The sequence below is a fragment of the Tunturiibacter lichenicola genome (assembly GCF_051013355.1).
Taxonomy (GTDB): domain Bacteria; phylum Acidobacteriota; class Terriglobia; order Terriglobales; family Acidobacteriaceae; genus Edaphobacter; species Edaphobacter lichenicola_F.
In genome coordinates, this window is record NZ_CP132944.1 from 726893 (window position 1) to 740350 (window position 13458).

The 13458-nt window shown below is 56.6% G+C and carries 7 protein-coding genes; 2 read left to right on the forward strand and 5 right to left on the reverse strand.

Annotation, left to right across the window (positions count from 1 at the left end; genetic code table 11):
- Window positions 1-62 precede the first annotated feature (62 nt).
- From RBB82_RS03135 to RBB82_RS03155, 5 genes are all read right to left on the reverse strand, one after another.
- Window positions 63-3029: a carboxypeptidase regulatory-like domain-containing protein gene (locus RBB82_RS03135; RefSeq protein ID WP_433973663.1), complete on the reverse strand. Its 2967-nt coding sequence runs from the start codon at window positions 3027-3029 to the stop codon at window positions 63-65.
- Between the two features lie 53 nt (window positions 3030-3082).
- Entirely contained in the window at window positions 3083-4270 is a 1188-nt protein-coding gene (locus tag RBB82_RS03140) for a DUF5666 domain-containing protein (protein WP_433973664.1), read from the reverse strand.
- A 395-nt stretch (window positions 4271-4665) separates the two neighbouring features.
- A complete protein-coding gene (treZ, locus tag RBB82_RS03145) occupies window positions 4666-6426 on the reverse strand; it encodes a malto-oligosyltrehalose trehalohydrolase (protein WP_433973665.1) in 1761 nt (586 codons plus the stop codon).
- Window positions 6427-6431: 5 nt separating this feature from the next.
- The gene (treY, locus tag RBB82_RS03150; RefSeq protein WP_433973666.1) at window positions 6432-9119 is read right to left on the reverse strand and encodes a malto-oligosyltrehalose synthase; all 2688 of its coding nucleotides are present in this window, start codon (window positions 9117-9119) and stop codon (window positions 6432-6434) included.
- 143 nt (window positions 9120-9262) lie between these two features.
- Window positions 9263-11164: a glycoside hydrolase family 15 protein gene (locus RBB82_RS03155; RefSeq protein ID WP_433973667.1), complete on the reverse strand. Its 1902-nt coding sequence runs from the start codon at window positions 11162-11164 to the stop codon at window positions 9263-9265.
- A 285-nt stretch (window positions 11165-11449) separates the two neighbouring features.
- Between RBB82_RS03155 and RBB82_RS03160 the strand changes: the two genes are divergently transcribed.
- Window positions 11450-12646, forward strand: a complete 1197-nt coding sequence (locus tag RBB82_RS03160; RefSeq protein ID WP_433973668.1) for a hypothetical protein — start codon at window positions 11450-11452, stop codon at window positions 12644-12646.
- Window positions 12647-12706: 60 nt separating this feature from the next.
- On the forward strand, window positions 12707-13453 hold the full coding sequence (locus RBB82_RS03165) for a hypothetical protein (RefSeq protein WP_433973669.1): 747 nt from the start codon (window positions 12707-12709) through the stop codon (window positions 13451-13453).
- Window positions 13454-13458 lie beyond the last annotated feature (5 nt).

Consider the following 13458-nt stretch of genomic DNA (forward strand, 5'->3'; position numbering starts at 1 on the left):
AGCAACCAAACAAAAAAGGGCGCAACCAGATCTCGGTTGCGCCCTGACGTTATAAAAAAAATCTAGAAGGTAAACGAAGTCTGCAACGAAATTCTCCGTGCTGCGGAGTTGCTTGTAAACGGATTACCGGCAAGCTGCGTCGACTGTCCAAACTGTTGCGACGTCAAAGTGCCATTCGGCGTTGAAAGATCTACATTGTTGAACAAATTGAACGCTTGAACGCCAAAGGCAAGGTTGTAGCGATGCCCTGTATTTGCGCCGCCAAAGCCACCACCGGGGCCACCGCCAGGACCACCTCGTCCACCACCGGAGCCGCCGCGACCTCCGCCAAGCCCACCTGGGCCGCCCGGTCCTCCGGAGTTGCCTCCACGAGAGCCCCCATTCTGGGCCGCCGCACCCGTGAGCGGTCCGAAGCCGAAGGTCTTGGTCACACGCAGATTCGCTGTGAAGAGCGTTGGCCCTGTACAGAGATTGATCGGAATCGGCGCCTGTCCCGCAGTCGGCGTAACGAAACTTCCGCACCCTGCAATCGTGTTCGAACCCGGAGTTCCGGGAGCGATGCCGTTCGACGGCCCAAACGCTGGCCGGTCGTTGTAGATGCTGTCATTATTCAGGTCGCGTCCAAGGGTGACATTATAGGGTGTCCCTGCCGAAAGAATCAGGATCGGACTAACGGTAATCCCGTACCGCATCGTCAGGCTTCCACCCACAAACACCCTGTAGCGCGTATCGAACGTAGCCCGCCCGTAGTCCGCTCCAATGTGGTACGGAATCGATGGAAACGAGGTCGGTCCCCCCGTATCCGCCTTCGCGAAGTTCAGCACATAGTAGCCAAAGAGCGAGAGCGCGCGGCTCGGTTGAATCTTCGGATTGATAAACAGTTGCCGCTGCCGGAATACTCCACCAGACTGATACTGATCCAGAATCTCAGGACGTGCGTCACCTGAAGGAGGAAATGGATAGACACCATTGACCGGCGAGTTCAAATTCTCACTATAAAACTGGTGATCCCCAACCGCGTAGAGGTAGTTGGCCGACACCGTCACCCCGCGAAATAACTGCTGGTCAACTCCTGCAGCGAACTGCAAAGTATAAGGGCTGCGAAGATTCGGCGACGCCGTATAGGTCTTATTACCCGTAGGAGGCGCTCCTCCGGTACACACGTTTGGATTCGCCGCAAAGTTCTGTGGCGTGCACTGCGTGCTCGGATTTACGATCTGCGTCTGTATCTGGTGCGTACCATCCGACTCCACGGTATTCAAAATGTTTGCCAGCAGAAAACGATCATAGAAGATACCAAAGCCCGCACTCAGCACAGTCTTCGGGTTGTTTTTCGCCCCTAGACCATAACGTGCCGAGACCCTCGGCGCGAAATCATGATGATCCGCCAGGTGATTCTGCGTCTCATACCGGAAGCCATAGCTGATCGAGAGATTCGGCCGCGCCTTCCAGTCATCTTCGGCATAGAGTCCCAGATCCACGAGCGTCGCGCTCGCCGGTTTCAGTACCTGAACAACACCAAACTGGCTCACGATATTGTTCTGATACGACGCGTTCGAGTCGTTACACAAAGTGTTTATGAGGCAGTCATAGGTGAACGAGCCATTCTCTCCCGCCGTCGTACTGTTGATGTCGCCCGTCGACCGCAGCCTCCCTCCCAGTCGTATGAAGTTCTTCGTCAACTGAATCGACGTATAGTTCTGCACCTCAAAATGAGATTGATGGTCGGAGTTCAGGCCATTATTCGAGCCACCACTCGTAAAGTTGCCCTGCACCTCAATCGTCGGCGTTGTACTCAGAGGCGTCTGCGACGCTCGCTCTCGCTGATACTCGAATCTGGTCTCGTTGATCACCCGAGGGCTCAGAATCTGCGTATCGCTAATCTGAACCGTCGTCTCAGAGGCACTGGAATAGTAGCCCGTGTCCGGTAGATTCAAGCTTCCAACGCCAACATTATTCTGATCGTTCTGCTCATATTGAAACCGCGTCACCAGGGTATTTTTTTCACCCAATGCCAGGTCGACTCGCGGATTGATGTCCGTCCTCGACTGTGGCGCAGGGTTCGCGGTCGCGTAGTTACACGAGATCTGTCCGGGAGGACAGGTGAACGTCGAGCCCAGAACTGTGATCGGGCTGAGAATCGTCGCATTCACAAGATTGTTGTCTTGAATCGCACGATGCGAACCCGACAGAGTGAACGATGAAATCTTGGTCAGTGGCCCGGTAATATTCCCCAGCACAAAGATCGTGTGATACGGCGGTTGCGTCTGAAGCGCCTGTCCTGGGCTGTTAAACGCGTTCAACAGTGGATTGCCCGTGTTGAGAGCAGACGTAATACCCTGCATATTGAACTGCCCATGAAACTTGTCCGTTCCCGGCTTGGTAAACACCTCGACGCGCCCATAACCCAGACGATCGTATTGCGCAGAAAAAGGATTCTGATTGATACGGATCTCGCGAATCGACGACTTCGGAGGAAGCTGGCCGCCAGTGAATCCATCCACGTAGATCTGCCCTCCATTCGGCCCCGCTGCAGGGCCCGCAAGTGCAGTCAACTCCGAGGAAAGCTCGTCGGGGTCGTCTGACAGCGCATCGAGATCCTTGTCCTTGATCACCGTAGAACTAGCGTTACTGTCCGCGTCCACGCTCACCTGCGCACTCTGCGCGGTGACATTTACCTCTTGCTTCTGTTCCTCGATCTCCATCTTCACATCAAGAGTCAACGCCTGGCCCGCAGCGATCCTCACACCCATCTTTACAAACGAGGCGAAGCCCTGCATCGTGACCGTGACCGAATACGTTCCCGCCGGAACCCCGCGCAGCGAATAGCTCCCATCTCCCTGCGACTGTGTAATCAACGCCTTCCCCGAAACAGGCGTAAACGTCACCGTTGCGCCCGGAATCACTGCACTTTCAGGATCAGCAACCAGTCCGTGCACTGTGGCACCCGTCTGCTGGGCGCTTGCAGCCATCGACGTCAAAGCAATGGAAAAAAGTAAAACAAACTTCAAGACTGCGCGAAATGACATTACTACTCCTAAAAATAAACACCCTGGTTTTACTAAAATTAGTTCTACAAAAATTATTGAGAGCCGCCGTCACCAGTGCCTCCGCCAAGGCTCCACGGAGACAACGTCAAAGACCCCGACCCACTGGGCGCAGCGGCAAGAATTGGTTCTACTCCGGAGAGCAAAGTCACTGCCGTCACTCCGTTGCTCGCTCCGTCCGACTGCGATCCAACGATCATCACAGCCTCTCCTACCTTCAGATCTGCGATCGTCTGGCTTGGCAACCTGCTCACGAACTGCGAAAGATCAGCTCCTGCCGAACGTCCCGAGCCACCCGTTCGTTCTCCACCTGCTGCATTGTTCGCGGAAGCCGGTGTGCCGCCGCCGCTACTCCCACCGGCAGCAGCGCCCTTCGCTCGGGCCGCAAATCTCGCCGCAGCCTCAGGCGGCAGCGAACGCACACTCGAGTTCGCTGTGATCGTCACCGTGACCGTCTTCTTTGTCGTTAGATCCTTCAGTGTCAGCGTCCCACTTCCCGCATCAACCGTCGCGATCAACCCTGAAAGATTCTTGAACGATCCGCTGACAACCTCTTCTGCCTGGATCGAAGTACCGTCATCCGACTTAGCCCCACGCACGCGAAGCTGGTCCCCTACCTGTATCTGCGCCAGCGTCCCCGGCTTCGCATCCTCAAACTTCACCGAGTCCCCGGCGTACCGTCGAAACTTTGTCGTGCTGGACGTATTCACCGTTAGCTTCTTCACGCGAATCGATACCGTCAATGCGCCGCTGCCAGCATCGACTGCGCTCACGATGCCGCCCGTACCACGCTTCTGCCAGTCAGCCTGCTCGGCCTCATGTTTCTGCGCTATATCTCCCGACTTCATCAAGATCACGCGCGACGCCGCAAAAGCACCCGCCGACTCGCCAGCCTTCCCACTCACCAAGACGCGATCGCCGACCGCAATATCTGCCAGCGCGATCGTCTGGGCCGTCTTCAAATCAGTACTGCCCGGCGCCAACTGCAGAACGCGCGCTCCGTCTGCCACACTCACGACGACCTCTTGTCCCGCATCGGTCGTCAGAGTCAGCGTATTTCCAGAGACCGCCTTGACTGTACCGAGCTGACGTGCAACCGCTGCCGGCGCGGCTGCAGGAGTCTGTACCATTGCATTCGCGTTCACGGCAGGGATACACAACATAACCGTGATCAACGCACCAGCGAGCCTAGATCTTCGAAGTACATTCAATCTGCTCAACATCGCCTTCCTCCTCAAAAACTCACGCAATTCTGTTAGTCGCTTTGGATTCACACACCAAAGTCGCCGGTCTCTATGCAGACGAGCCAGCACACCAAAAGTTTCCTCTGGAAACGACGTTCGTATTGAACCTGCGGTTGCTAAGCGACGCACACCTCTACGAAGCGCACGCAACACCGCCGTTCTCATCGATAAGCGAACATAACCAAGTGAACATCACCTCATCACGGTTACATCTGGCTGTAATTTCAGCCACCGCAGCAACCGTCCACCCGATGCCCAGTCTGTGATTCGCTTATGCAAAGCACTCCAAATACAAGCGCTAAGCGGGAGGAGCAACGAAGGCCCAACGGCATGATAGAGAATTACCTTTAGCGAATTGATCCCGTTAGAAAATACTACACAACCGGTCGATTCCCTTCGCCTGAAAGAATCGCAAGACTATCCGGTGGCAACAAAATCTTATCTCCCCTGGCTTCAACCCCTTCTCGCGACGCCAGCACCAGAGCAAACTTGGCGAGATTCTCAAGCTCCACCGCAGCCGAGCCGAGATTACACATCACTGTGATCGAACCACGTTCCGTCACCAGCCAGCGATTGCCCTCATTGAACTGAACCTTCACCTGCCCCGGTCGCCCATCGTTCAGCGAAGCAGATGCACGGCGAAGACGAATCAAACTCCGATACCAGGTCAACATCTCCTCATGACAGCCCTGATGTACTTCGTTCCACATCAGCTTCGAACGCAGAAAGGTCTCTACATCTTCCGGGTCCGGAATGTCCTCCGGGGCCCACCCAAACGCTGCGAACTCCCCGCGCCGTCCAGACTTCACGGCCTTGGCCATCTCCGGATCTTCGTGGTCTGCAAAATATTGAAACGCTGTTGAGGCCGCATACTCCTCGCCCTGAAAGATCATCGGAACAAACGGAGCCGTCAACACAATCCCAGCCGCTACCTTTGCACGCTCCATCCCAACCGTCTGATTCACTCTGTCTCCAACTGCTCGATTTCCAACCTGATCGTGATTCTGGATATATCCCAGAAACAGATGCGGCGAAAGATCATCGGCGGGCCTCCCATGAGAACGCCGTCTGTACGTTGAATACGTCCCATCCTGCACAAAGTTACTCGTCAGCGACTTCGCCAGCTTCTCGAACGTCCCAAAATCCGAGTAGTAGCCCTTCCCTTGGCCCTCCGATGTGAGCACAGTGAACAGCGCATGATGAAAGTCATCACTCCACTGCGCATCCATGCCATAACCACCAGCCTCTGTGGGTGTTATCACTCTGGGATCGTTCAAATCACTCTCAGCGATCAGCACCAGCCGCCGTCCCAGCTCTGCCGACAACTCTTTCACCTCTGTCGATAGTTGCTCCATGAAGTGAATTGCGGACCGATCAATATATTCATGCACTGCATCCAGCCGCAGCCCGTCGATGTGATAGTCCCTCATCCACATCAGCGCGTTATCGCAGAAGAATCTGCGCACCTCATCGCTTCCCTCACCCTCAAAGTTGATCGCGCCGCCCCACGGCGTGTGGTGCCGTTCCGTAATGTATGGTCCATACTTGCCGCTGTAGTTTCCCACCGGCCCAAAATGGTTGTAGACCACATCCAACAGCACAGCCAGCCCACGCGCATGGCAGGCATCTACCAACCGCTTCAACCCATCCGGCCCGCCATACTGCTCCGTCACCGCAAACAGCGCCGCACCGTCGTATCCCCATCCCTGCCCACCAGGAAACGCCGCCACCGGCATTAACTCAACATGCGTAACACCAAGCTCGACCAGATACTGAAGCCGTTCGATCATGGAATCGAACGTACCATGCGGCGTAAACGTTCCGACGTGAAGCTCATAGATCACCGCAGATGAAAGCGGCAGCGCATCCCAACCACGATCCGTCCACACAAACGCCGATTGGTCATAGACCCTCGACGCTCCATGCACTCCATGTGGTTGCCGCAGCGACCTGGGATCTGGCCAAGCCTTCGGATCATCGTCCAACACAAATCCGTAATCAGTCCCTGGCTCTGCCTCCTGCACCGAGACGCGCCAGCATCCACGATCACCCTCGTGGCTCATCGGGTACGTGCTTTCTCCAATCTTCACAGCAACCCGCTGTGCCTTTGGCGCCCAAACTTCAAACTCATGCATATCGATTACTCCCCCACACCTTCGCGCACCAGAAGCGCCACCGGAAAATCCTTCAGCAACCCCTTAATCCCCACTTCGCCACCTTCGATCATTGCGCCAGTCAGACGATTCCTCCACCGGCCCTCCGGCAGCGTAACTAACGTGTCCTTCCACACGCCGGCAAGCTTCATCGTTAGCCTCGGCACCACCGTGATCACGTCTTCGCCACGTAAATATGCAATCACGTGGTCATACTTCGCCCCATCCACCATCAGCGGAATGTAGTCGGCATCCGCTCCAAACCACTCCGGTCGTTCACGTCTCAATTCAAGCGCCTTATGAATCGTCCACAACTTCGGCAGACCCTCGTCCGTCCTTGTCATCACCTTAATAGCGATGTCGTCTCCACTCATCTGCTTCAGTTCCCCCAACAACCGCTGCCGCAAGCGATAGTCAACCGGCCTCCGGTTATCGGGATCGACGAGACTCAGATCCCACAACTCCGTTCCCTGATAAAGATCAGGCATGCCAGGGGCCGTGTACTTCAGCAATGTCTGCGCCAGCGAATTCACGCGGCCAGCCTCTATAATCCGATCGACAAACTGTTGCAGCTCGCGCAGAAAAGGCGCGTAGTTATACGTAAATTCGATGAAGAGATTCAGCGCATCTTCAAACTCTTTATTGTTCGCAACCCAGCTCGTCTGCTGCTTTGCCTCACGAACGGCCTTAAGCATGTAAGCCTTCACACGCTCCATCGGCAACGGCCACGCGCCAATCAATGTCTGGTAGTAGAGATACTCCGTGTTGCGGTCCGGCATCGGATCCGAGTCAGGCTTACGCGCCCGAAACGCGTTATTCATCCGCGACCATCGTTGCACCGCCGAACCAAAACGCCCCGGAATCTCCGACAACACCGCAAGCCGCGCCCTCACATCCTCACTACGCTTCGTATCGTGTGTCGACAGTGTCGTCATCGTCGAGGGATGTGTCTCATGCATCTTCCCACAGTAAGAATGAAACTCTTCGACGCTCACGCCATCCCGCCCCGGATCGCTCCCCACCTCATTCATTCCCGTCAAGCGGTTGAAGCAGTAGAACGCCGTATCCTCCACCCCCTTCGCCATCACCGGCCCCGTGAACTGCTGAAACCGCAATAAGAACTCGCTCTCCAGCTTGCCCTTTACCTGCATGGTCAACACATCGCGAAGAAAATCGAAAAGCCCACCATCAATATCCTGCCGCTTCTCCTTCGCGCACTCCGCCGCCTGCGTGATGTACTCCCTGTCTTCATCGGTGATCTCTTCGCGCTCCGGCACCACGTACGTCCTATAGATCGAGAAGCACGCCGCCACCTCACGAATCGCTCGTCGAACCTCAGCTCTCGTATAGTCCCGGCGATCGCGATTCGCCTCGCATATCTCTACAAAGATCGAAGTCAACCGGTTCACATCGCTCCCCAGAGCCTCCTGCGAAACGTTGATCTTCTTCTCGTGTGCGATCGCATGAAAATCGGTAGGCTGCCCCGTAAATTCGCCATAGATCGACTGCAACTCCATCATGCCCTCCGGCGCCACCAGCAGGCCTGCAGCGACGTTCAGAAAGTCGTACCCACTCGTCCCCTGAATCGGCCACTCCGCACGCAGAAACTCTCCCGGCTCGAGAATCTTCTCCCCGATCACCCACGCGTCCGGCGCGCGCTCACGCAGCCGTTTGAAGTACTCCAATGGATCACGCAATCCATCTGGATGATCCACTCGAACGCCATCCAGCACCCCGCGCTTCAACCAATCCAGTATCAGCGCATGCGTCTCTTCAAACACATATTCGCGCTCGACACGCAGGCCAATCAGCGTATTCACATCGAAGAACCGGCGATAGCTCAACTGTTGATCCGCGGTCTTCCAGTAAGCCAGCCGATAACTCTGCTGATTCAAAAAATCATCCACCGCATCCAGATTGTCGTTCAACTCACTCACTGCCTGATCCATCGCTTCGAAGATTCCAGGCTCTTCCGCGCACAGCCGCTCCAGCAAAGTGAACAGCACGACCTTGTCGCGGTGACGAGCAAGAATCGTACGACGATCGACATATTCAGGCGCCGGTAGCCGTCCAAACGACGCAGCAAGAAAACTCAGCGTATCCGACTTGGCATACTCTGCCGCCCGAGCAAGAATCACCGGCAACGAAGGCGGCGAAACCGGCAGCGTCTGCCCCGAGCACTCCACCTGAAACTTAACACCACGCCGCACCACCTTGATGCCACCCGACTGCAGGACTCTCCCATACTGATCGCCAAGTATCGGCACCAGCACCTTATCGCGCAGGCGCTCCTCCTGCGGCTGCCAGTCGATATCGAAGAACGAAGCGTACCGGCTCGACGTCCCATTCTCCAACACATCCCACCAATATCGATTCTCTTTGCCCAGCGACATGTGGTTCGGAACGATGTCCAGCACCTGCCCCAGATCCGTCTCTCCCAGCTTCTTGCAAAATCGCTCGTGCGCCTCCGCTCCACCCAACTCTTCGTTCACACGCTGATGATCGACAACATCATACCCATGCATACTTCCGGGTGCAGCCTGAAGATAGGGCGAAGTATAAACATGCGAAACCCCGAGCGTGCGCAAATACTCCGCGATCCCCGCCGCGTCGTCAAATGTGAATTCTTTATGGAGTTGCAGCCTGTAAGTCGAACATGGAATCCGTAGCATCATCAACCAATCGAAGATCGTGTTCAGGAAACAAGGCAGTAGCGAGAGTTACGCGAAGCATTCCAAAAATATTCAGGTAACGTGTTAGACACGTAGAACCTTCCGTTGGTTGCATCTGACTTATTCACAGCATCTTAGCAATCGCGCTATCGGATGCGGCTGCTGGGCTTCCGCTTATTATCGCCGCTTGAACGTTTCGAACTGCGCCCAACATCACGCGGTGCTTTTTTCCCCACCACCGGCTCAGGAACCCACAACCCAACCATCACAAAGGCCGCCTGAAGCAACGCGATGTGCGACAAAGCCTGCGGAAAGTTTCCAACCATCCTCTTCGCCACGGGGTCGTACTCTTCCGACAACAAACCAACGTCATTGCGCAACGCGAGCAACCGATCGAACATTGCCTTCGCATCGTTCTTACGCCCAATAAGCCACAGGCTCGTTACCATCCAGAAACTGCACGCAAGAAACGAACCTTCACTCCCACTCAGTCCATCATCCGTCTTCTTCGTGTCATACCGGTCGACGAATCCATTCTTCATCAATCGCTTCTCAATCGCCTCCACCGTTCCCACAAATCGCGGATCATCCGGCGGCAAGAACCCTACCAATCCAATCCTTAGACACGAAGCATCGAGTTGCTTCGATCCATAGGACTGCACAAAACTATTCAGCTTCTTATCAAATCCTTTCTTACAAACCTCACGGTGAATCATGTCGCGATTCTTCTTCCAGCGTTTTACATCGCCCTTGCCGTCGTACTGCTCGTGATGCTTAATCGCGCGATCCAACGCCACCCACGCCATCACCTTGGAGTGCGTGAAATGTTCCGGACCACCACGCGTCTCCCAAATCCCTTCATCAGGATTCGGCCAAACGTGGCAAAGGTGGTCGGTCAACGCCGCCTGCACCGAACTCGCCGACACTCGAATCTCATCCTCAGCCTCCGGCGTCCTCGACAGAGCCGCCGAGACCTCCCCAAACACATCCAGTTGAAACTGATCGACCGCAGCGTTACCGACGCGCACCGGCTGCGAGTTCTCATATCCAGGTAGCCAGTCCACGTTCCACTCGACCAACTGACGCTCCCCACATATCCCGTAGATCGTCTGTATCTGATCAGGCGCTCCTGCAATCGCTCGAAGCAGCCACTTCCGCCACTCCACCGCCTCCTCGACATATCCGGCCTGCATCAGGATCAGCAAAGTGAACGAAGTATCGCGCAGCCAGCAGTAGCGATAGTCCCAGTTGCGCTCACCGCCGATCCTCTCGGGCAAAGAGGTCGTCGCCGCCGCCACAATTCCTCCCGAAGGCTTGTACGTCATCGCCTTCAGCGTCATCAGCGAACGCTCGACCGCATCCGCGTAGGGACCTGCGTATTTATTTTGGCTGCTCCACCGTCGCCAAAAACTCTGTGTCTCCGCAAGCGCTCGCTTCACCGATAGCACCTTCGGTGCCTTCTCCAGCGACGAGGTATTCGTCAGCGTAAACGTCACATCCTCACCCTCATGCACGGTGAAGTTGCTGCGCGTTGTCATTCCTTCACCACGCAGCGGCACATCAGTATGCAGAGTAACCATGTCAGAGCCTGCAATTGCCCGCAACCCATCATCCATCTTCGTCACCCACGGAACCGTCCTCCCATAATCAAAGCGGATCGCAAGATCCATCTGCATCGCAACCCTGCCGCGAACCCCACGCACAATCCTCACGACATGGGAGTGCTTCTCTCGCTGCGGCATAAAGTCGATCAGGCAAACCTCTCCCTCCCTCGTCTCGAAGGTCGTCCGCACAATAAGAGTCTGTCCCTCGTACTCTCGCCTCACTGCCTTTACTTTGCCCTTCGGGAATATCTGCCAAAATCCGTGATCCCGCGTTCCCAGCAGCGCAGCGAAGCAGGCAGACGACGAAAAAGATGGCCAGCACAGCCAGTCGATCGACCCCTCTCGGGAGATTAAAGCCGCCGTTTCGCAGTCTCCAATCAGGCTGTAGTCTTCAATACGCGAACCATGCAACGTTCCTGTACTCTTCCGCTTCGACTCCGTCACGTAACCCTCCGCAAACTTGCATTTACCTTGCCAGCAACCACATACACCAAACCGAGCATCTCTCCTATGGGAGATCAATGAGCGGCAAACTATGTAAGATGCGAGCAACCGCAAATTCACACGAAACAAAGCTACGCCGTTTCCAACCTGGATCGTTCAATCTCGCAACTCCCAAGGATCAGCAGTACACTCACCGCAGGACTATCTTGGCAGCCAGAAGGAAAATCAAGCCGACGTCCAAAATTTGAGCCACCGCTAACCAACTAAAGAAAGCCTTATTGAACGATGGCCTCCGCTCAGACAAATACCGATCTCACCTCGAAAGCCCCCGCCACTGCGAGCGGCAGCACTCTCGTCAGCCTCGTCTCCCTCCCTCAGGAGGCCTTCGAGGCTACGCTATCTAACCTTGCCCTCGCCTTCCCTAATGAGATCGTCCTCGTCGCCACCCCCGACACTGCCCCACAACTCTCAGCCGATAGCCCCTTACGGCTCATCCCCTACACGCCCACAGCAGTCTCCTCCACACCTTGGATCCAGACTGCAGCGGATTACCTCAACGCATTCAAACTCGCCCAAGACAATCAAGCGACCTCCTGCGTCCTCCTCGGTGCCGAATCCCAATCCCTCCGACCCGAGGCCATTCGCGCCCTTGCAAAGTCCGCCCTCAGCACCGACCTCTCCGTAGCTCACTACGAGGTTGGCCCGCGTGAGGGCCTGGTCAACTCCGCAATCCTCTACCCTGTCACTCGCGCCCTCTTCGGTACTCGCCCTCGCTTCCCTCTCCCCATCGACATTGGCCTCTCCCTGCGCATGGCGAACCGTCTTGCCGCCGTTGCGCAGCGCTACACCGCTGCCTCATCCGACGACGCATTCATCTGGCCGCTCAGCGAAGCCGCCACTGCCAACTTCACCATCACCGAAGTCAGCATCGGCCATCGCACTCTGCCTCAGCCTGTCGCACCCGATCTCAACAGCCTTCTCGCCCAAATCCTCAGCTCTCTCTTCGCTGACGTCGACGCCAAAGCCAGCTTCTGGCAGCGCGCTCGCGGCACACAATCCTCACAACCCATCCCGCCAACCACCCCCGCAGCCGAGACCCCGGACACGGCCTCCATGCTCGACGCCTTCCGTCTCGCCTACACCAACCTCCACGAGATCTGGTCCCTCGTTCTGCCGCCCAACTCGCTCCTTGGGCTCAAGAAACTCTCCGTCATGCACCCGGACAACTTCCGCATGCCCGATAACCTATGGGCCCGCATCGTCTACGACTTCATCCTGGCCTACCGTCTCCGCACCATCAACCGCGGACACCTCCTCGGCGCGCTCACCCCGCTCTATCTTGCCTGGGTCGCCTCTCATCTCACGCTCATCAGCACCGGCACCGCGCCAGAAAAGCACATTCAGGATCTGGCATCTGCCTTCGAAACTGACAAACCCTATCTCGTTTCACGCTGGCGCTGGCCCGACCGCTTCAATCCTTAGCGACAAGCGGCAAACCGAAGCAAAGAAAACGGCCGGCAACACCCGTAAGGAGACCCTCTCATGTGGCAACAAGTCGAACAAGCGCTCCGCCAATCCGCTCACCAGGTGCTTTTCAAGCTGGCCAGCTTCCTGCCGGCCCTCATTGCACTTCTGCTCGCCCTCGTCATCATGACCGCCATCGGCATGGGACTCGCTGCGCTTCTTCGACGCAGCCTCACCGCGGCAAAGTTCGATGAGCGCCTTGCCCGCAACGCCTCCGCCACCATCTCCGACTGGTCCCCATCCCACAGCCCGACGTCTCTCATAGCCCGCGCCGTATTCTGGGCCTGCGTTGCCATCGGCTGTTTCATCGGAATCTCCGCATTCGACGCCGCCTTCCCCGGCGACTCGCAGATCTCCCTCTTCATCTTTCCCTACCTCACTCACTCCATCGGAGCCGTCCTTCTCCTCATCGCCGGCACGCTCATCGCCCGCTTCCTCGAGCGCTCCGTCCTCATCGGCGCAGTTAACGCCAAGCTCCAGTACGCCCGTTTCCTCTCCCTCGGCATTAAGTGGCTCGTCCTTGTCCTCACCGCCGCCATGGTGCTCGATCACCTCCAGATCGGCGGCGCCGTCGTCGAACTCGCCTTCGGAATCCTCTTCGGCGGCATCGTCCTCACCTTGGCTCTCGCAGTTGGTCTCGGCTCCCGCGACATAGTCAGCCGCTCGCTCGAACGCAGCGCCGACCTCCGCTCCAGCCTCGACCCCATCCCCGGCGACCCCGACTACAAAGCCCCAACAGCCACCGAAACCCTTCGTCACTTCTAGTCTCA

What these genes read in the sequence shown, in the direction of transcription:
- RBB82_RS03135 (WP_433973663.1), bottom strand. Translation starts at nt 3,029, where the DNA reads ATGTCATTTCGCGCAGTCTTGAAGTTTGTTTTACTTTTTTCCATTGCT.
- RBB82_RS03140 (WP_433973664.1), bottom strand. Translation starts at nt 4,270, where the DNA reads ATGTTGAGCAGATTGAATGTACTTCGAAGATCTAGGCTCGCTGGTGCG.
- treZ (WP_433973665.1), bottom strand. Translation starts at nt 6,426, where the DNA reads ATGCATGAGTTTGAAGTTTGGGCGCCAAAGGCACAGCGGGTTGCTGTG.
- treY (WP_433973666.1), bottom strand. Translation starts at nt 9,119, where the DNA reads ATGATGCTACGGATTCCATGTTCGACTTACAGGCTGCAACTCCATAAA.
- RBB82_RS03160 (WP_433973668.1), top strand. Translation starts at nt 11,450, where the DNA reads ATGGCCTCCGCTCAGACAAATACCGATCTCACCTCGAAAGCCCCCGCC.
- RBB82_RS03165 (WP_433973669.1), top strand. Translation starts at nt 12,707, where the DNA reads ATGTGGCAACAAGTCGAACAAGCGCTCCGCCAATCCGCTCACCAGGTG.